We start from the raw sequence: 20,869 nt of genomic DNA, 5'->3' as shown, positions 1-20,869 counted from the left end.
AGAGGAAAAAATGATGAATAGTAATGATGGAATCAAACCTTCAAGGAAATATGCTAATGGTACTGAACACGAGACTGCTAGTGGGAAATTTAAGGTATTAGATCGCTATTTAAAAGATGGTGTAATAATGATTAAACTTCAATGGTTAGAAAGCAATGTAATTGAAGAAAACAAAGAAGTAAATGTGTCTGCTTCGATTTATAAATTCCAAAAAAGTAGAGGAATGAATGGAAATACAGCATTATCACAGCCAGTTGAAGTACAATTACTACATGATATCAAAACTAGTTTGGACCGTTTATTTGAAATTTTAGATATAAGAACTGAGCTTTTGAATCATGCACTAGAAAAAATAGATGAAAATAGGAAGAAAATTGACGAGAATAGAGAAACTTTAAAAAAACAGCAAACAATGATTGAGGAACAAAATAAGAGAATAACCACAATCGTAGATAAATTAATTGAAAAGATGTAATGATTTAACTAAAGATGACGACATTTAGGATCATTTTGTTGAAGTTAAGAAAGGTTTGTTTAGAGTTAAATTTAAAAATATAAAACCGCAATTCGAAAATAGCCGAATTGCGGTTTTTGTTTTATATTTGGCAGTTATTTGATATTGGAAATGATGACTTAAATTACCAATAAAGATAACGTTGATTGTATGTTAATTCAAAGTTAATATTAGATAAAGTAAACTTGATTTTGGAGTTTATTTTAATTTTTAACGTTTAGTTTGAAGTTTATCAAGTTAAGTCATAGAAAAGTATTTTAATGTTCACCGATTAAAACCAACTAGATTAAAGCGAGCGGGTGATAGACGTGATTGATATTCAAACTGAATATCCAACAGTAATGTTTATAGGTAGTGAAGAGAAATTTAATTATCAAAACTTTTGTGATGTAAATAACTATCAATATAAATTAGTTAAGCCCAATCAGAATATTTTAGGTTTGTTTGAAGAAATAGATTTATTTAATCCTGATGTACTAATTATTTTTATCGAAGAAATACTAAACACATTTAATATAGAGAGATTCAATCAATTAAGAGACTTTTGTGAAAGAAGATATATTTCAACAATATGTATATGTATTACAGTTGATCAAATGACTATGAGTGCACTAATGCCTGATGTAGTACTTAGTGAATCAGTTGCTAGTATTGAACTTCAAAAATATATTAACAAATTCCTTCAGCGTAGAAATCAAATACAGGAACAAGTTTTAATTGATCCAATTAGTGGTGTTTACAATTTTAGATATTTAAAAAATAAGGTAACAAAACAATTAGAGGATTTAAAACGTAGCTACGAATCATTTTCGATGGTATACGTAAAAATTGACCAAAAACAAGATTATTCTTTGAATAATTTAACCGAAAAAAGTTTTATTCAATTTTTAAAAAGAAGTTTAAGATCGTCCGATTTGCTAGCTCATTATAAGAATAATGGATTTGCACTATTGCTGCCAAAAACTGTTAAAGAAGATGGCATTAAATTAATGAATCGTTTATCCATATCATTTTCGGAGGTACCTATCTCTTTTGATAATCGCATTCACTATGCGTCATTTCATTTTAATTTACTTGAATTTCCTGATCCAAGTATTAGCGCTGACGAATGTTTAACACTACTCACTTCTAATGAAATGGATTCAATGAATCAATTTGATTCTTCTGCAAGTAAGAATGAAAATATGATTCGTAGGCTAAAAGTAGCGGTAATCAATGAAGATCGCCTTATACGTGAAATGTTAAAACATCAATTGTCAGATTTAGGTGGAAAATTATATGACGTTGAAATAAAAGTGTTTGTAGATGGAGAAGAATTTTTAAATGATCCTTGGCACAAGCAGAATGAAAGATATCTTTTAATAATCGACCGTATTTTACCTAAAATGGGTGGCTTTGAAATCATACGAAAAATGCGTACTAGCTACGATCGTAGAAAATATTTATGCTTAATGATTGGTAGTAAAAGCTCTGATAATGACGTAGCAATCGCATTACAAAGCGGAGCGAATGATTACTTGGAAAAACCGTTTAGCTTGAAAGAACTTCGTCTTCGTTTAAATCGAATGTTAGGAATTACTGCAAAATGAACATATTTATTATCTCTTATATAACAGGAATATTTTTTCTATTAATACTTTTTATCTATATTTATTTAGTTTTTAGGAAAATCATTAGACAACAAAAAAATAAGCAAAAAGAAGAATGGTTAAATAAAAATATCTTATCTATTGAAAATTATTTAATAAAAGGAAAATTATCTGCTTCGTTTCTTCCAAGAAAGGAATTTGAGTTTGAAGCGTTAGAAAATATATTCAGCAGTTTTATAAATATTATCAAATTTGAAGAAGGATTTGATCCAATTAGGCCAATTGTAAATTTGTATTTTATCCCTAGATATAAAGATAAACTTAAACATGGTAATTGGAGCGAACGCATTAATTCTTTATTATTTATCAATCAATTTAAAATAAAAATGATGCAAGACGATTTAATTCAACATTTATCAAAAAAACAATGCTCACTCGAAGAAAAATTTAATATTTTTCTTATTTTGGCGAGTTTTAAATATGAGAAATTAATGCAGTTGTTAGTAGAACAGAAAAAAATACCTTCATTTTTACTAACGGAAATATTGTATCGACATGTTAATGAAGAGAATATTCATGAATTACTAATAGATTTTGATAATTTACCGGAGCATTTTAAAAACCCTATTTTGGATTTGATCCGAATTAAAAATTTGCGATCTGATAAAATCCATTTATTTCTTGAGAAATTAATTACTTCAGAAAATATGGAATTAAGAATACGGTCCTCGAAAACAATCGCATCTTTAGGATATATTTCTTCACCAAATTTAATTGTTCAACTTTTGGAATCAAATGGGAAAGAGAATCAACTAAGCAATGAGGAAAAGTTAATGATTGTGCGATTAATGGGAAGTATTCGCAATGATTTATTTTTGTCTTATTTAAATGAGTTAATTTCAGATAAGACTTATATGATAAGGTCTGAAGCTGCTAAATCGATTAAAAAATATAAGAATGGTATGGAAATTCTTAATAAAATTATCGAAGAGCATACCGATGCATATGCAAGAAATATAGCAGAAGAATGGTTGGAGAGGACTCCGGAATATGATTAATATATTCTTTTTAATTCTTAATAAAGTGATTATCATTTACGTGTTGCTCCTTTGTTCAACTTATTTAATCCTATTTTTATTAGCATTTATGCGATTAAAGAGAGAAAAAGGTCTACATCAAATTGAACAATATAAAAGATTAAAAGATTCTGCCTTTACTGCACCAATTTCGATACTAGTCCCTGCCTATAATGAAGAAGTAGGGGTAATTAATACGATTTTATCCTTAGTGACAGGAAGTGGTAGGTTAGATTATCCAGAATTTGAAGTAATCGTTATTAATGATGGATCAAAAGATTCTACTCTTCAAAAAACGATCGAGCGATTCGAGATGAAAGTGGTAAAAAACAAAGTATTTCATAAACATAAAGGGATTGAAACGAAACCGATTAAAAATGTATATCAATCAGAAATTTATCCCTTCGTATTTCTAATTGATAAAGAAAATGGTGGAAAAGCTGATGCATTAAATGCTGGAATTAATTTTAGTAAGTATCCTTATTTTGCTTCTATTGATGGCGATACAATCCTTGATTCTGACTCATTCATTAAAATTATGAAACCGATTATTGAAAATTCAGATGACGAAATACTTGCTACTGGTGGGAACGTGTTAATTGCAAATGGAAGTAAAACCTCGCTTGGAAAAGTAAATGAAATGCTTCTATCGAAAAATCCACTTGTAGTAATGCAGGTTATCGAATATATGAGAGCTTTTTTAATTGGACGAATTGGACTTAGTAATAAGAATTTATTATTGATAATATCTGGAGCATTTGGTGTATTTAAAAAGTCAAGAGTCATTCAAGTAGGAGGCTATTTAACGAATACGATTGGTGAAGATATGGAACTCGTAGTTCGTCTTCACCGTAAAAACATTGAAGAAAATTGGGGAGCAAAAATCGAGTATGTAGCCGATCCAGTTTGTTATACTGAAGCACCAGATTCATTCAAATATTTAAAAAACCAAAGAGTAAGATGGCACCGTGGATTATTTGAAAGTTTGTGGGCTCATCGTAAAATGATTTTTAATAAAAATTACCGTTCAATCGGATTTATTGCAATGCCATATTTTTTCTTCGTTGAATTTTTAGGCCCAATTATTGAGTTTTTAGGTTATGTTTCATTAATCATAAACATCACTATGCACAATATAAATATTTTGTACTCCTTTGCGTTTTTAATCCTCATGATCATCTATGGCTCATTCTTCTCCGTTAGTGCAGTTTTATTAGAAGAATGGCGCTTAGAAAAATATAAAAAAATTAGTGAGTTAAACCGTTTATTTTTCTATTCGTTGACAGAAGCAATTTGGTATCGTCCAATTTTGACCTATTGGCGTGTAGTAGCAATAATCTGCATATTCTTAGGGCAAAAAAAAGGTTGGGGAGAAATGAAGAGAAAAGGTGTTTAACTTTATTAATCGATCAAAAAGACCGTTTAGCGGTCTTTTTTTGTTTGTTGAAAAGTATCATAAGTAAAAAGAAGTCAAGTCATTATTTCTGCAATTTTATAAACTAAAAAATCAGAATGATAAATATAAATGAGTAATAGAGCATAAATAGAGTATAGCGGAGGAGTGAAGAATGACAAAAGGATTAAAATTAGTGGGGCTAGTCGCTTTTATTGCGATTTTAAATGTGATTTTATTCTCTCCAGGTTTAATCGGAATTCAATTAATTAATGCGAGTGCATTTCAAACTGCATTTGGGGTATCGTTCATAATAGCGAGTTTGTTAGTACTTCTATTTAATCTGTTTCAACTTTATTTCAAGCCAGTTAAAGAAAAGTCAATTAAGCAGCTAAAAACAAATGAAGATTTCGTTTTTGCTTTAAGTCGATATAAAAATAGTAAAGTACTAAAAGAAGATATTATTACTTCAATTGAGCAAATCGAGAGAATGAAAAAGAAAAAAGGCGTATTTTATAACTTATTAACAGATCGATTTTCTCCAACAGAAATTACATACAACAAGTTTGCATCTGTTGTGGACGAGGTTGAAACATTATTTTATTTAAGAATAAGAAACATCATAAACAAAATCAGTACTTTTGATGAATTTGATTATAAAAAAATAAAGGGGAAAGACGGATCACGATACTCTAAGTCATTAATTCAAGAGAAAACAAATCTTTATAATGAATATTTCAAATTCATAAAAAGAGCAATTGAAATGAATGAAGAGATTCTTGTCAATATTGATAAATTAATTTTAGAAATTTCAAGACTAGATGAAATAGGAATCGATGATATTGAAAAAATGGAATGTATGAAAGAAATCGATACGTTAATTCAACAGACAAAATATTATAGGCAATGAATGAAAGGATGATAAAAATGAGGAAGTTTCTTTTTGCATCTATTGCAGTAATTGTTGTAGTTTTTCTTCTTGTCTATATTGGAATCAATATGACTTCAGGGCATAAAGTTGTGAAAATTACTGATAAAAATAAAAATCAGCAATTAGCTAAAATGATTTCAAAAATAAATATATCAAAAGCAAAACCAATTAAAGGTCAAATTGACTTAAGTACCGCTGATGTCGCAAGTGAACTCCCTGATATTTCTAAATTTCCTGTATCTGTAGACAATACGACTGATCGTTTTGTTGAAATTTTTTCATCTACTGAAAAATCAAGTGACGGGAAAAATGGTTGGTTAAACGAAGTTGCAAATAAGTTTAATGATGCAAAATTCAATCTAAATGGTCAGCAAGTATCTGTCAAAATTAGAAACATTGCATCTGGTACTGCAACGGATTTTATTAAATCTGGTAAATATGTTCCTGATGCCTTTACACCTTCAAATGAACTTTGGGGTCAAATGATTACAGCAAGTGGTGTTAAAACAGAAACGGTATCGTCGCGATTAGTTGGAAATGTTCCTGGAATTGTCATTTCACGGTCAAAATATAATGAGTTAATGAAAAAGTATAGTAAAGTCGATCCGAAAACCGTTATTGAAGCAATGACAAAAAATGAACTATCAATGGGATATACTGACCCATTTACGAGTTCAACTGGATTAAATTTTTTAGTAACGACTTTAAATTCATTTGATTCAAATGATGTACTTAGTGCTACTGCTGTAAAAGGATTTGAAAGCTTTCAAGCAAATGTACCGTTCACAGCATCTACGACTCTACAAATGAGTGATGCAGCGGAATCTGGCGTACTAGATGCCTTTGTCCTTGAATATCAAACCTTTGTTAATTCACCTGATTTAAAAAATAGTTATGAATTTATTCCATTTGGGGTGCGCCACGACAGTCCACTTTATGCTTTAGGGAATTTATCAAAAGAGAAAATGGATATTTTGAAAAAATTTGCTGAATTTACTGGTCAAAATAACCTTCAATCACTTGCGAAACAGGATGGGTTTAATGGGTTGAACAATTACAAATCAGAGCTTAAAACGATTGATGGGGATACTTTAACTGCTGCACAGAAACTTTGGAAAGGAAAGAAAAATACTTCAAATCCAATTGCTGCGGTTTTTGTTGCAGATGTTTCAGGTAGTATGGATGGTAAACCTTTAAATGAGCTAAAAGAATCATTACTTAAAGGTCAAAAATATTTAGGAAGAGATAATAGTATTGGCTTAATCTCATACTCTGCGGATGTGACGATCAATCTTCCAATAGCGAAATATGATGCAAATCAACAGTCAAAATTTGTTGGTGCGGTATCTAGCCTCGATGCAAGCGGAGATACAGCAACAAATGATGGAATCCTTGTTGCAATAAATATGCTAAAAGAAGAAATGAAAAAAAATCCAAATGTAAGACCGCTCATTTTTGTCCTTACCGATGGCGAGACCAATCATGGGAATTCATTGAAGAATGTAAAAGGAATCATAAAAGCATATAAAATTCCAATTTATACGATTGGTTATAACGCTAATATTAAAGCGCTTGAAAGTATTTCGAATATAAACGAAGCTGCAAATATTAATGCAGATTCAGATGACGTAATCTATAAAATTCGTAATCTATTTAATGTTCAACTTTAATTAGTAGGAGGATTTAAGAATGTCATTTTCTATGCAAGTTGTAAATGAAGAGGAAATTAAGGCAGTAATAGAAGAGCAAGTAAAGCCTGTACCTGAGGAATTAATCAAATTAAAGGCAACAGCGGATGCAAATGTAGCGATGATTATGGAGTTAGACACTGTTTCAAAGGAAACGTACGAAAAACGAAAGGAAATTCTTCAATCAATTGAATCATTTGGATTACAGACGATGAAATCTTCTTCGAATAAAAATTCTCTTCTAAAGGTTTCACTTGGTCAACTTGCTAAAAGTGGAGACGAGGGAGGGCAAGTTGCAAAAGGATTAGCAGACCTCCAAGTTCAATTAAAGGATTTAGATCCAAGTGTAATTAATTTTACCAAGTCTGGTTTTTTTGGTAAGTTATTTAATCCGATTCGTTCATATTTTCAGAGATTTGAAAAAGCAGATGTAGCAATCGCAGATATCGTAAATTCACTTGATAAGGGGAAAAAAATTCTTGAAAATGATAACACGACATTAGAGCATGAACAACTATCACTTCGTATGCTTTCAAAAACGCTAGAAAAGGAAATCCAACTTGGAACATTAATGGATGAGTCAATTGAAAATCAAATTGAAAAAGCAAAAGTTGAAGGGGAAGATCAAGAAAAAATTAAATTCATCTCAGAGGAAGTTCTTTATCCGTTAAGACAACGAGTCATGGACCTACAGCAAATGTTAGTCGTCAATCACCAAGGAGATATGTCTTATGAGGTTGTGATTCGGAATAATCGTGAATTAATTCGAGGTGTGGAACGTGCAAAAACGGTAACGATTTCAGCACTGAATACAGCAGTAACTGTAGCAAGTGCTCTATATAATCAAAAAATTGTTTTGCAAAAAATCACTGCTTTAAATCAAACAACAAATACTATTATTGAAGGTACTTCTCGATTATTAAAGGAACAAGGAGTTGCAATCCAAAAGCAAGCGATGGAGTCAGCGGTTTCTGTTGAAACACTAAAAACCTCTTTCACTAACGTCATATCCGCATTTGAATCAATTAGTACATTTAAACAAGAAGCTTTGCCAAAAATGCGTCAAACAATCCTACAATTTCAAGAATTAGCCGAAGTCGGTTCTAAGCAGATTCAAAGACTTGAAAAAGGGGATCGAATCGGTTTATAGAAGATACTGGAAAAAGATATGTAGGAAATGATATAAACGGAGAACAACGAACGGCAAGACCAATACAATTTTATGAATAATGATTAGTGTATTAAAAAAGCCTACGTTAATAAAAACGCAGGCTTTTACATTTTTTAGAATTACAGAAGATCTTTTTAAAATTGTAAAAATATGAATCAATTATTTCGCTCTCAGGCGTTTAAGATCTTCTTTTGGAGGCAAACCAAATAATCGAGAGTATTCTCTACTAAACTGGGATGGACTCTCGTACCCTACTCGGAATGCTACTTCTGCTGCATCCGAAGACTCGGATAGTAATAAAAGCCGTGCTTCCTGCAATCTTAAATGTTTCTGAAATTGTAGAGGACTCATTGCAGTTACATCTTTAAAGTGTCTATGTAGGGAAGAAACACTCATATTTGCTATTTCTGCAAGTTCTTCAATTCGTAAAGACTTGTAAAAATTCGCTTTAATTTGTTCAATAACTTCCCTTATTCGATTAGTAGTGCTACCTTCGATGGCGATTTGTTGCAATATACTCCCATTGTGTCCACGCAATACTCTATATAGAATTTCTTTTGTAAAAATAGGTGCAAGTATTGGAATATCTTCAGGCGAATCTATTAAACGGGCCAATCTAATCACTGCATCTAGGATCGAACCCTCTAATTCATTGACAAATATCGCTCGTTTTGCATTTTCCTTTGAATTAGTGGGGATTTCAGTATCAGTTAAAATTTCTAAAATTTGATTTGGATTAAATTCAATTTTTAAAGCTAGATATGGAGTGGTTGGTGTAGCTTCAATAACTTGGCCTGTAACAGGTAAATCAACGGATGCAACTAAAAAATTTCCAGGGCCATACTTAAAACTTTCATTTCCTAGTAACAATTCCTTTACACCAGAAACAACAATACAGAGAGATGGCTTATAGATCCTGTATTTTGGATCAGTAATATTTGACTCTCGTATGAAAAATAACGAGTTAATTGAGGTCTCATTAACACCTTCACGACTAGTATTGCGATCAATAATTTGGATTAGTTCGCTTAGATAAGAAACGTTAATTTCAGACATATAGTCCTCCTTGCTGATTTTATATTAAAAAAACATAAAAATTTTCCATAGGATATGTAAAAGTGAGAGGATTAGGCAATCATTTAGGAGGAATGAGTTAACGAACTCTGCTTATTTTAATGCATACTTAATTATATCAAACATATCATCAAAACTATAACAATATCAAAATATAGAACCCATAAAGGGAGAGATTCATATGAAACTAATTGCTTTAGATTTGGATGGTACTACACTCAACTCAAATAAAATAATAAGTGAGGAAACGTTAAGCGCGATTAAAAGAGCTGAGGCAGCAGGACATATCGTTATGATTTTATCAGGTCGTTCACCAAGTTCAGTAAGCGATGAGCTTTCAAAGTATGGCTTAAATTGTCCAGTTGGGGGGCATAACGGGACGGCATTATATGTGAACGGAGAATTAATTGAACTAAATTCAATTGGGAAATCTCAAATACAAAAAATTGCCTTAGAAGTTGAGAGAGAAGAATTACCGTACAATGTTTCTACAAATAAGGGAATATTTGCCCCAAGTAATTGGGATAAACGATTTGAACAAGTTGTTTCATCCGGGCGAGTTCCTAAAGATTACTTCACAAATAGACACTACAAAATGTTTACCACACCACCAAATGTATATGGACATTCGTTTTTTAACAAAGTTCAAGAAATAATTGATAATGAGGATTATACGATTCAAAAGTTTCTTATTTTAACCCTTGATCCAAAACAAATGGAGCGAATTGAAAAAAAATTAAGATTCATAGATGAGACTTTTGTTACTAGTTCTTCTCCTTTTAATCTCGAGATTACACATATGAATGGAAATAAAGGGTATGGTTTAAAAGCGATGGCATCCTATTTTCAGATACCATTAGAGAATACAGTAGCTATTGGAGATGAAAAAAATGATCTACCGATGTTTAATATAGCCGGCTTATCAATAGCCATGGGGAATGCTGAAGAAGAAGTAAAGCTCGCATGTGATCTTGTCACATTAAGCAATGATGAAAATGGTGTTGCATATGCATTCGAAAAATATATTTTTAATAAGTCGAATGTACTATAATAGTTAAGGAATCTTAATACATCCAAATAAGCAACGTTTTCCTTGGTTAAATTAATGGTGCATCTTAATTTATCCAAGGGTGTTTTTATTTGTCTATTTTAACTAATCGATTAAAATATAGAATGGTAAGGGGGAGTGAATATTGGTTAGACGGATAAAAGATCTATTTGCTATTAAAGGGTATAGTTTGTTTGTCATATGTTTATTATTTGTAGGGATTGGACTTTCAATTACAACTCCTTATTTATCACTGTATAGTACAAAATATATCGGGATGAGTTCTGGAGCATTTGGTATCTTCATGGCAGTGATTTCATTAAGTGGTGTTTTAGTAAATACATTTATTGCTGAACGTTCTGATCGAGGAATTGACAGAAAATGGATTATAATGATTGCGATGATTTCATCAGCAATAGGTTATGCATCTTATTTAATATTTCATAACTACTTTTTATTATTAGTTTTCGTTGCTTTATTTAATGGATTAGGCGCAGCGGCCATGCCACAAATTTTTGCATCCGCACAGGAATCAGCAAATGCAAGTTTATCTAAGGATAAGACTTTAGCCTTATCAACTTTACGCTCGCTCGTTTCTTTAGGATTTTTAATTGGACCATTAATAGGAACAATAATTCTAAGAGCAAAAGGTTATCATGGACTTTTTTGGGGAACATCTAGCATTTATGTAATGATTACAATTCTAGTATTCTTCTTTTTAGAAAAGAGAAAGCCAGTTCAGAACAATCTAAAAAAGAAAAGTAAGACTAAAGTCACATCAGCTAAACGTAAACAGCTTAGACTACCAGTTATTGCTTTTATCTTATTATTTGCAGTTAGTTCGATTAATTGGATCAACACACCTCTTTTTATCGTCAATGAGCTACATGGTACTAATACTGATGTTGGATTAGTCGTAAGTATATGTGCAGGCTTGGAAATTCCAATCATGTTAGTGTTGGGTGTACTTTCTAAAAAAATATCGAATCATGCTTTGATGATCTACGGTTGCTTTATTGGGTTACTCTATTATTTAATCTTAAGCATATCAACTCATACTTGGGAGTTAATCGTTGCACAGCTTCTACAAGCAACATACATTGCGATTGTTATGGGTAATGGTATAAGCTATTTTAACGACCTACTACCTAATTCACCCGGCTTTTCTGCATCGATTTATGCGAATTGCTCGACGATCGGAAGTTTAGTAGGAAATTTAGGCGGAGGTCTGTTTGCACAATTAGCAGGGTTTCGAAATGTTTATTTACTTTGTATATTGTTTGTAATTTGTTCACTTTTTATATTATGGAAATCAAAAAACAATGTGGAAATGGAAATAGCGACAAGTCAAAGTCAGTCTGTGTAGTTGAAGAGTTCACAAAATATATAAAAGTTTGTGTATTAACGCGTGCAAAAACGAGCTATTACTGTAGCTCGTTTTTTTCTATTTTGGCAAAAAGAATTAAGATGATACAGGAAAAGTTAGGAAATAACAATTTGAAAGGCTTCTTGAATGAAGTTAGGGCTCAAAGTGGTAAACACATCATAACTGAGTCTGCAGAATATTTACTTAGAGACGCTCAATATTTGTTATCACAACAATAATTTGTACAAAAAGATAGCATAGTGATTTAAAGGATCTTCAATTTAATAGGGTAGAGGTGGAAGTGCTACGTCACTTTTTTGTTAAAAATTACATCTCATTATAACTGCCCATATTTCTTCATTTTGTTATAAAGTGTCACCCTGGAAATACCAAGCATTTTTGCAGCAGCTGATTTATTTCCATATGTTACTTTTAGGGCATGTATTATTAGTGACTTTTCATCCCCTTCGTGTAATTCTGCTTCTCCGAGAATAGGCGATTGAGAATTTATGTGTCTTTTAAAAAATTCATTTGGCAATTGTTCAGATTTGATTATATTATCATCTGTAAATATCATTACTCGCTCAATTATATTTCTTAGCTGCCTGATATTGCCGTTCCAAGGAAAATGCATGAATGTTACCATCACTTCCGGAGAAATGACTGGAACCGGCTTCCGGTATTTGATGGAAAACTCTTTTAAAAATAATTGGACAAGTTCGGGAAGGTCTTCCTTTCTGTCTCTGAGGGGCGGGATAGGGATCGTAACCACATTTAACCGATAATATAAATCTTCACGAAATAAACCTTCTTCCACCATTTTCTCCAAATCCCGGTTAGTTGCTGAAAGAATTCGTACATCTATTGGAATAGGTTGGTTTCCGCCAACTCGATAGTATTGTTTCTCCTGCAAGACACGCAGCAATTTTACTTGAAGCTCTAATGGCATTTCTCCAATTTCATCGAGAAATAATGTTCCACCCTTTGCTGTCCCTATTTTTCCTAGCTTCCCTTCTTTTATTGCCCCTGTAAATGCACCTTTTTCATAACCAAATAATTCACTTTCAAAAAGCGCCGAGGGAATGGCCCCGCAGTTAAGATCAACAAATGGTCCATTTGAACGGGGACTTGCTTTGTGAATAGCCTGTGCAAACAATTCCTTACCAACACCGCTCTCACCAGTAATCACGACGGTTGCATCTGTATGGGCGACTTTCTTGGACAAAGAGATGGAAGTTTTTATCGCTTGGCTTCTTCCCTTTATTTTGTGGAAAGGATCGATAATATCCTTGTACCCAATCTGATTTTCCAAATCTTGAATATACGCAGTAGTAGATGTAAGTTCATTATTTAGTTTTACAATTTCTGTAATATCACTTTCAACGGAAATCCCCCCTACCACCTTATCCCTGATGAATATTGGTAAGGTGTTAATTAATACATGGACATCTTCCTGCGGCTGGTTATAATGCCGAATAACCCCTTTTCCTTCCTTCATTGTGGACATTAAAACTACAGAATCCTCTTTAAAGCGATTCGTAATTTTAGAGCCAATCATTTCTTCAGCAGAAGTTTTGTACAAATCTTCTGCCTTAGGATTCCATGCAACAACTTTTCCATCGCTGTCTACTATTGTAATGGCATTATCTACCGCACGCAGAAGCGTCTGATAAACACCTGAAAGCTTTTGCCACTCTTGAAAAATAGCATTTATTAATGTAGTAAAGGGGACCCTGCGCACTTGCCTTCCAGCTTCATCAACAAGAACAATATCTTGGTCTAGAACTATTTCTTCAACCTCTGAGAGCAAGGTGTCGACAGAGAATTGTTTTATTTTTTCTGTATGAATCTCCGCGTCTAAAGGTAGGGAGATGGACAGAAGTGAAACTTTTTCTTTTAACATAACCAATCACCTTATCATTGTTTAATGGTTTACAAAAGTGTTTATATTTTACACTCTGTTTACACTTTTGTAAACATTTGGTTTACACAATTTTCGAAAAAATCAAGTATAAAGTAGTTTTTTAAGTTGGCACAAAAATTGCATTTAAATAAAGCAACAAAGGATTTGAGGGGGGAAAAACATGCTATCTTATAAACACGAACCTTTTACAGACTTTTCAAAAGAGGAGAATATAAACGCGTTTAATCAAGCATTAAATCTTGTAAACTCACAGCTTAGGAAAGAATATCCCCTAATAATTGGCGGGGAAAAAATTATAACGGATCACAAAATAACATCATTTAACCCTGCTAATAAAGATTTAGGTAGCAGGAAAATATAGGAGGAATCAATATGATATTGAAAGATTTTTTTATGGCTCTATCACAAAACCAAATTCTTAACAGTGCCGCTAAAAAGTATGGTTTAAAAATGGGGGCGCAAAGTGTTGTAGCTGGTACAAATATTGAAGAAGTAATTAAAAGCATTAAAGAGCTAAATAAACATGGGATCTCATGTACGGTCGATAACTTAGGGGAATTTGTCTTTAAAAAGGAAGAAGCAATTCAGGCTAGAGAACAAATTCTGAAAGTCATCGAAGCTATTCATAAGAATAAAGTAGATGCACATATCTCGTTAAAACCGACTCAATTGGGCTTGGACATTGAGTACTCTTTTTGTTTGAGTAATTTAAAGGAAATTGTTCACCAGGCACATCAATATGGGATTTTTGTTAATATTGATATGGAAGATTATGGACACTTAAAGCCTTCGTTTGATCTTTTAGATGAGCTTTCTTTGGAGTATGATAATGTAGGGACCGTTATCCAGGCATACTTCTATCAATCACAAGAAAATCTCGAAAAGTATAAAGATTTTCGCCTTCGTATTGTAAAAGGTGCATATAAAGAGCCTGAGGAATATGCGTACCAGGACAAGAAAGATATTGATAAAAACTTTATAAAGTTGATAGAATGGCACTTGTTAAATGGAAAATTCACTTCTATTGCAACACATGACCACAAAATCATCCAACATGTTAAAGATTTTGTAAAAAGAAATAATATTCCGAACGATAAATTTGAAATCCAAATGCTGTACGGCTTCAGAAAAGACCTTCAGTTGAAACTAGCAAGTGAAGGCTGCAATTTCTGCACTTATGTGCCATTTGGAAAAGATTGGTACGGTTACTTTATGCGTCGGCTTGCGGAAAGACCACAAAACTTAAACCTTGTAGCAAAACAGGTCTTTAATAAAAAAAACAACACCATGATTGGCTTAGCGGTCGGTGCCTTTACATTAGGAAGATTATCTAAAGTAAACAAGAAAAAACAGAAATAATAAAAAAATAAAGCGTTCATAATTTAAAGCGAAGTTGGCTGAATTCACAACAACAACAAACTTGCATGAATTTCATTGTGATCATTATGTAGAGTGCTATATTGTAAAAAATGGTGAATGTGTAGCAAGAGATCATATACCAGTAACAATCTATTAAATAATAAAACTAGTGATCGAGTTCCCCCTGTTTTTTACAATTAATTTGTATTCGTTTTTGTTTAATGAGGTGATTTTATTACCATCTTTTCTTAATTAATTTATACTAGAATAGGTATTTCTCAGTGTTCAAACATAGCTTTTCTTATCGAGCTAACGCTAGCATTATTTCAATAAGATCGTAAAAGGACTGTCAAAATTTAGACAGTCCTTTTTCAAATATTAAATTTCAAGATTTTACTTTAACAGAACCTTGATAAAAGAATGGAACTTAGTGAGAAAAATTTATTCCAGCTTATTTCATTTCATCTAAATGCGTTTTCTAATTGTGCAACAAAAGTATCGTCCTATTTTCATAGTCTGACGATCAAAAAAGGATATTTCTGATATGAAATTGAATACTTAATGGGGACTTTAAGCTTAAAAATTATTCAAATGAAAAGGATGATCTAATTTGACTTTAAATTTAACACTTATGAATAATCAAGATTTTCAGAGGTTCCTAGAAATAGCAACCGTGAATTTTGCGAATGATAAAGTGAAAAATGGAAGTTGGAAAGAAGAAACAGCTTTAGGACAATCTAAGGCAGCTTTTCAATCTTTATTGCCAGAAGGTGAAAATACTGAAAATAACTATTTGAAAAACATCGTTTTAAACGAAGAAACGATTGGCTATATTTGGTATTCTATTAATTTAAAACAAGAGGCAAATTATGCTTATTTATATGAAATTCTTATTTATCCAGAATATAGAGGTCAGGGATTCGGTAAAGAATCGATGAGTAAGTGTATAAAAGAAATTAATGAATTAGGAGTAGATGACGTATGTCTACACGTTTTTGGTCATAATCAAGGAGCATTGAACCTCTATCAACAACTTGGATTTGAGATTACTGATTATAACTTAAAGGTTAGTTCTTCTCGCTTTAAATAAATATAAAAGTATAAATTAATAGTCTGAAAGGAGCTGATTGTCATTCAGCTCCTTTTTTTCAAACGCATTTGTTTTATCGCAATTATTTCATCTGTTTATCGAGATATTGAGCTAGAACATTCAATCCAGAATCTAAATCATCTAATGAATGGGTAGATGAAAGTGCAATACGTAAATACTTTTCAGAAGAAGATTGTCCACTTAGAAAACGATCAGAATGAAATACACGTACACCTAGTTTTTTTAAATCCGCTTCTAAGTTTACCCCATTACTATTTCCATGAATAGGAAGCCAACGGTAAAAACTAAGCGGATGACCAAACTTATTTACAGGGAAATAGGATGTATAAATTTTGTTTACAGTTTCAGCTAACTGTTTCTTTTGTTGAACGATTTCATGCGCTTTTCCTGATAAGATCAGTTCAGTAATTACTTCAACATCAAGAGATGATGTTTTTACGTTAAGATTAAAAATAGCTTTTAGAATTTTTTCACGTAATGTATCCCCAAAAACCATGTAAGCAACTCTTAATCCAGAACAGATGGACTTTGATGTACCACAAATATATATGCTTTGTTCAGGAAGTAGGTTATACATTGGTTGTTTGTAATCAGATATTACTCCCGCAGTGATAAATGCATGTATATCATCTTCGATTAAAATTAAACGATGCTTCCTTATTACAGAAGCTAATTCAAGTTTTCGAAAGTCAGATATCATTATAGTGGTTGGGTTACTACAAGAAGGCATTAGGAATATGCCATGTATATTTAATTGGCTACATTGCTTTTCAAGTTCATCTGGCAACATGCCAAATTGGTCGGAATGAATAGGGATTAATTGAATGTGAAGCGTTTTTGCTAACTCTATAAAATTCGAAAAGGTGTAAAAGTCTGTTGCAATACGATTACCTGGCTCAAATAAACTAGCTAAAGCAATGACCAAAGCGTTTTGAGTACCAGATACAATCGCTAAATTATCTTGAGCAGCTTTAATGCCGAAAGGTTCCATCCAGTTTAGTGCAGCTGCCTTGTGATGTGGGATTCCGGTAGGATCATTGTAATTTAATAATTGATCTAAATAACTTTTACTGACTACTTTCTGAATTGCTTCAGTTACAATACTATTCGTTTGTTCAAAAGAAGCCACAAAGCCAAGATCAATACTATTTGCTGTTTTATCTGTTGAAATGGTTATTGAATGGGCAGCATTTGGAGCAACAAAAGTTCCACTTCCTGTAATCGCATAGATTAAACCTTTTATTTCACATATTTTATAGGCCCTAGTAATTGTCGTAAAATTTAAGTCAAGAAAATCCGCTAATTCTCGTTGCGGTGGTAACTTTGTACCGGGAGCTAGAAAGCCATTAATAATATCTTGTTCAAGTTGTAGCGCAATGGAATTATAAAAAGGACGTTTTAAAGTCATTTTGTCGGGTTTCCAAGACATTGGGTAATTATCAAATGAATTTACTGGCATACTAGCATAGTTCACCTCTAATCTTTAATTCCATACAATTATATCATTTTTGTATGGAAATCTAAAAATACAAATCTATTCATAACTGAGCAGATAGTTGGTAAATACTCTTTAATTTGTACTTGATTTAATTTTTAGAAAATTGTAATCCATACAATTATTTCATTTTTTGTATGGATTCTGTATGTTAAATTATAATAAATTTAACGATACAGGATGTGAAAGTATGAAAAAAGGAAACAAACTTTGGATGGCATTTCGCTCTGCTTTTCCACACACTATTCCCATTTTTGCAGGATTTTTATTTTTAGGTATCGCATATGGGATTTTTATGAATTCATTAGGATTCAGTGCGATTTATCCGATATTGATGGGGCTAACAATTTTTGCAGGATCCATGGAATTTATTGCAGCAAACTTATTACTGATGAGCTTTAATCCACTTAACGCACTATTACTAACTTTAATGGTAAACGCGCGACATTTGTTTTATGGAATCTCAATGTTAGATAAATATAAAGGCACTGGTAAGAAAAAAATCTATTTAATTTTCGGACTTTGCGATGAGACTTTTTCGATAAATTATACCGCTGATATACCAGATAACGTGGATAAGAATTGGTTTAAGTTTTTTGTTACATTCCTTAATCATTTATATTGGGTAATTGGCGCAGCAATTGGAGGAATTTTTGGATCACTTGTAAAATTCAATACTAAAGGTCTTGAATTTGTAATGACTGCCCTTTTTGTTGTTATTTTCATTGAGCAATGGAAAAAAGAGACAAAACACATTAGTGCAATAACAGGAGTTGGTCTTTCAACCATTTGTCTTATTATTTTTGGTGGAAATAACTTCATTATTCCTGCGATGCTTTCAATTCTTATTACACTTAGTGTGCTTAGAAAACCATCTAAACCATCTAAGAAAGTCGAGGTATCCGTATGACGATGAATATAACACAGCAAATTATCACAGTATCAATGGTTGTTTTAGGTACAATGCTTACAAGATTTCTGCCATTTATCATTTTTCCACCGGGGAAAGCTACACCGAAGTATGTACAGTATCTAGGTAAAGTTCTACCGTCTGCGGTAATTGGACTATTGGTCATCTATTGTTTTAAGAATGTAAATGTATTTTCAGGTACACACGGTATTCCAGAGTTTATTTCAGTATTTGTTGTTGCGATTCTCCATTTATGGAAGAGAATGATGCTTCTTTCGATCGCAGGTGGTACGATTGTTTATATGATTCTTGTACAATTAGTTTTTTAACAAAATTGGGGTGAAATGATGAAAAATTATAGATGGAGTAATGAGCAAATTAGAAACCAAGTAAATGTTCTTGATGGAGTAATTAATCCGCAGATCGTCTTAAAAAATGCAACGTATTTAAATTCATATTTGAACCAATGGTTACATGCGAATATATGGGTTTATCAAGATCGGATTGTTTATGTTGGAGAAAATCTTCCAGAAAATTTAGATGAAATTGAAGTGGTAGATTGTGAAGGGCAATATTTAGTGCCAGGATATATTGAACCTCATGCTCATCCATATCAACTCTATAATCCTCTAACATTAGCAAAAAATGCTGGACAATTCGGTACAACAACATTAATAAACGATAATCTGAAATTTTTCCTAGAATTGCCTAGTCAAGCTGCTTTTGAATTATTGAATGATTTTAAAAATATACCAACAAGCATGTATTGGTGGTGCCGTTTCGACGCACAAACTGAATTACTGAAAAATGATGAGCTATTTAATTCGCAAGATGTGATGACTTGGCTCGAAAATGAATTAGTTTTACAAGGTGGAGAGCTAACTGCGTGGCCAAAGCTCCTAAATGGTGACGATCAGATGCTAACCTGGATCCAGGAGACTAAAAAATTAAATAAGAAAGTCGAAGGACATTTTCCTGGAGCTTCAGAACGCACTTTAGCTAAATTAATGTTATTAGGTGCAGATTGCGATCATGAAGCAATGACAGGAAAAGAAGTACTTTCGCGGTTAATGCAGGGCTATATGGTTTCATTAAGACATTCCTCGATACGACCTGATTTAGAAGTGCTTTTAAAGGAAATTAAAGAGCTTGGTATTCAAAAATTTGATCGTTTTTTCTTTACGACTGACGGTTCACATCCTTATTTCTATGAAAAGGGGATGACTGATGAATTAATCAAAATAGCAATACGTCACGAAATACCATTAATTGATGCATATAATATGGCAAGTTATAATGTAGCTTGCTATTATAATATGGAACATTTACATGGATCAATCGCCACAGGAAGAATTGCAAATATTAATCTACTAGATAGTAAAGAAAACCCAACACCTCGAAGTGTTTTAGCAAAAGGTCAATGGATCAAGAAAGACGGGAACCCTAACAATCGATATTTGCCGATCGATTGGGAGAAATATCAATTCTCTAAACTAGATTTAAAATGGAATTTACAAAAAGAGGATCTGTGTCTTTCAAATTCATACGGTATAAACTTGATAAATAATGTTATTACAAAACCATATGAAAGTATGATTGAGTTAGAAAGTGATGAGTTATCATACGAACATGATGAATGTTTTCTTTTAATGGTTGGAAGAGATGGTTCTTGGAGATTAAACACGCTAGTGAAAGGATTTGCTAGGCATATGGGTGGATTTGCAAGTTCTTATTCTGGTACTGGAGACATTTTAATCTTAGGCAAAAGAAAATCAGATATGTTGAAAGCTTTTGAAAGAATGAAAGAAATTGGTGGTGGTATGGTACTTGTAGAAGAGGACAAAGTTGTTCATGAAATAGCTTTAGCTTTAAAAGGTAGCATGTCTGAATTAGAAATGGACAGCTTAATCCAAATTGAGAAAAAAATGATTGAATTGTTAAAAGAAAAAGGATATAAATACGATGATCCTGCTTTTACGCTATTATTCTTTTCTGCAACCCATTTACCATTTATTCGATTAACTCCGAGTGGATTATATGATGTGAAAAATAAAGAAATTCTAGTTTCTCCAACAAAAAGGGAAACTTCACAAAAAATAATTTGAGGCAACTAACTTTAATAAAAAAATATAATATATTGCAGTATCTTAGGCATGAATCCGAAAATTAATCTGATTCATGCCTTTTTATTTGTTTGAGGTTTATGATCTAATTCTAATT

At 32.2% G+C, this 20,869-nt stretch carries 18 protein-coding genes and 1 pseudogene; 16 read left to right on the top strand and 3 right to left on the bottom strand.

Going from position 1 to position 20,869, the window contains the following annotated elements:
* The first annotated feature begins 10 nt into the window (after nt 1-10).
* The 7 genes from AN960_RS01495 (at nt 11) to AN960_RS01465 (ending at nt 8,341) form a co-directional block, all read left to right on the top strand.
* Nucleotides 11-475: a hypothetical protein gene (locus tag AN960_RS01495; protein ID WP_156339584.1), complete on the top strand. Its 465-nt coding sequence runs from the start codon at nt 11-13 to the stop codon at nt 473-475.
* Between the two features lie 347 nt (nt 476-822).
* Nucleotides 823-2,103, top strand: a complete 1,281-nt coding sequence (locus tag AN960_RS01490) for a GGDEF domain-containing response regulator (RefSeq protein WP_056465781.1) — start codon at nt 823-825, stop codon at nt 2,101-2,103.
* Complete coding sequence (locus AN960_RS01485) at nt 2,100-3,161, top strand: hypothetical protein (RefSeq protein WP_056465779.1); 1,062 nt, start codon at nt 2,100-2,102, stop codon at nt 3,159-3,161. Before AN960_RS01490 ends, AN960_RS01485 begins: the two co-directional genes overlap by 4 nt.
* The gene (locus AN960_RS01480) at nt 3,154-4,575 is read left to right on the top strand and encodes a glycosyltransferase family 2 protein (protein ID WP_056465777.1); all 1,422 of its coding nucleotides are present in this window, start codon (nt 3,154-3,156) and stop codon (nt 4,573-4,575) included. The genes AN960_RS01485 and AN960_RS01480 overlap by 8 nt, the downstream gene beginning before the upstream one ends.
* 172 nt (nt 4,576-4,747) lie before the next feature.
* Nucleotides 4,748-5,482 (top strand): hypothetical protein, encoded by a 735-nt coding sequence (locus AN960_RS01475; RefSeq protein ID WP_056465775.1) that lies wholly within the window; start codon nt 4,748-4,750, stop codon nt 5,480-5,482.
* 8 nt (nt 5,483-5,490) lie between these two features.
* Complete coding sequence (locus AN960_RS01470; protein WP_156339583.1) at nt 5,491-7,173, top strand: vWA domain-containing protein; 1,683 nt, start codon at nt 5,491-5,493, stop codon at nt 7,171-7,173.
* Nucleotides 7,174-7,192: 19 nt separating this feature from the next.
* Nucleotides 7,193-8,341 carry a toxic anion resistance protein gene (locus AN960_RS01465; protein ID WP_056465772.1) on the top strand — a complete coding sequence of 383 codons (1,149 nt, stop codon included), beginning with the start codon at nt 7,193-7,195 and terminating at the stop codon, nt 8,339-8,341.
* 180 nt (nt 8,342-8,521) lie between these two features.
* Here AN960_RS01465 and AN960_RS01460 read toward each other — a convergent pair whose 3' ends face one another.
* Nucleotides 8,522-9,418, bottom strand: coding sequence for an AraC family transcriptional regulator (locus AN960_RS01460; RefSeq protein WP_056465770.1), 897 nt, complete (start codon nt 9,416-9,418; stop codon nt 8,522-8,524).
* A 199-nt stretch (nt 9,419-9,617) separates the two neighbouring features.
* On the opposite strand from AN960_RS01460, the gene AN960_RS01455 reads away from it, so the two are divergent.
* Both AN960_RS01455 and AN960_RS01450 read left to right on the top strand, forming a co-directional pair.
* Nucleotides 9,618-10,487 carry a Cof-type HAD-IIB family hydrolase gene (locus AN960_RS01455; RefSeq protein WP_056465768.1) on the top strand — a complete coding sequence of 290 codons (870 nt, stop codon included), beginning with the start codon at nt 9,618-9,620 and terminating at the stop codon, nt 10,485-10,487.
* A gap of 142 nt (nt 10,488-10,629) precedes the next feature.
* The gene (locus AN960_RS01450) at nt 10,630-11,850 is read left to right on the top strand and encodes a sugar efflux transporter (protein WP_056465766.1); all 1,221 of its coding nucleotides are present in this window, start codon (nt 10,630-10,632) and stop codon (nt 11,848-11,850) included.
* 337 nt (nt 11,851-12,187) lie between these two features.
* On the opposite strand, the gene AN960_RS01445 is transcribed toward AN960_RS01450, so the two are convergent.
* The gene (locus AN960_RS01445) at nt 12,188-13,753 is read right to left on the bottom strand and encodes a sigma-54 interaction domain-containing protein (RefSeq protein WP_056465764.1); all 1,566 of its coding nucleotides are present in this window, start codon (nt 13,751-13,753) and stop codon (nt 12,188-12,190) included.
* Nucleotides 13,754-13,934: 181 nt separating this feature from the next.
* Here AN960_RS01445 and AN960_RS01440 point away from each other — a divergent pair.
* The 4 genes and pseudogenes from AN960_RS01440 to AN960_RS01430 all read left to right on the top strand — a co-directional run.
* Nucleotides 13,935-14,114, top strand: a pseudogene (locus AN960_RS01440) (L-glutamate gamma-semialdehyde dehydrogenase); the annotation flags it as partial.
* A 32-nt stretch (nt 14,115-14,146) separates the two neighbouring features.
* Nucleotides 14,147-15,133: a proline dehydrogenase family protein gene (locus AN960_RS01435; protein WP_056465760.1), complete on the top strand. Its 987-nt coding sequence runs from the start codon at nt 14,147-14,149 to the stop codon at nt 15,131-15,133.
* Nucleotides 15,134-15,167: 34 nt separating this feature from the next.
* Nucleotides 15,168-15,290 carry a nucleotide-binding domain-containing protein gene (locus AN960_RS25260; protein WP_172795382.1) on the top strand — a complete coding sequence of 41 codons (123 nt, stop codon included), beginning with the start codon at nt 15,168-15,170 and terminating at the stop codon, nt 15,288-15,290.
* A 453-nt stretch (nt 15,291-15,743) separates the two neighbouring features.
* Complete coding sequence (locus AN960_RS01430) at nt 15,744-16,223, top strand: GNAT family N-acetyltransferase (RefSeq protein ID WP_056465758.1); 480 nt, start codon at nt 15,744-15,746, stop codon at nt 16,221-16,223.
* Nucleotides 16,224-16,305: 82 nt separating this feature from the next.
* Here the strand turns inward: AN960_RS01430 and AN960_RS01425 are convergent, their stop codons facing one another.
* Complete coding sequence (locus tag AN960_RS01425; RefSeq protein WP_056465755.1) at nt 16,306-17,703, bottom strand: aminotransferase-like domain-containing protein; 1,398 nt, start codon at nt 17,701-17,703, stop codon at nt 16,306-16,308.
* A gap of 226 nt (nt 17,704-17,929) precedes the next feature.
* Here AN960_RS01425 and azlC point away from each other — a divergent pair, with 226 nt between their 5' ends.
* The 3 genes from azlC to AN960_RS01410 are packed head-to-tail and all read left to right on the top strand — an operon-like array spanning nt 17,930 to nt 20,754.
* Nucleotides 17,930-18,649 (top strand): azaleucine resistance protein AzlC, encoded by a 720-nt coding sequence (azlC, locus tag AN960_RS01420; protein ID WP_056465754.1) that lies wholly within the window; start codon nt 17,930-17,932, stop codon nt 18,647-18,649.
* Nucleotides 18,646-18,978, top strand: a complete 333-nt coding sequence (locus AN960_RS01415) for a branched-chain amino acid transporter permease (protein ID WP_056465752.1) — start codon at nt 18,646-18,648, stop codon at nt 18,976-18,978. Before azlC ends, AN960_RS01415 begins: the two co-directional genes overlap by 4 nt.
* An 18-nt stretch (nt 18,979-18,996) precedes the next feature.
* On the top strand, nt 18,997-20,754 hold the full coding sequence (locus AN960_RS01410; RefSeq protein ID WP_502692484.1) for an adenine deaminase C-terminal domain-containing protein: 1,758 nt from the start codon (nt 18,997-18,999) through the stop codon (nt 20,752-20,754).
* Nucleotides 20,755-20,869: the final 115 nt, after the last annotated feature.

It is taken from the genome of Bacillus sp. FJAT-25509 (assembly GCF_001420605.1).
Lineage (GTDB): Bacteria > Bacillota > Bacilli > Bacillales > Bacillaceae_G > Gottfriedia.
Note: the sequence above shows the minus strand (reverse complement) of the source record. Positions and strands in the feature narration are given on the sequence as shown.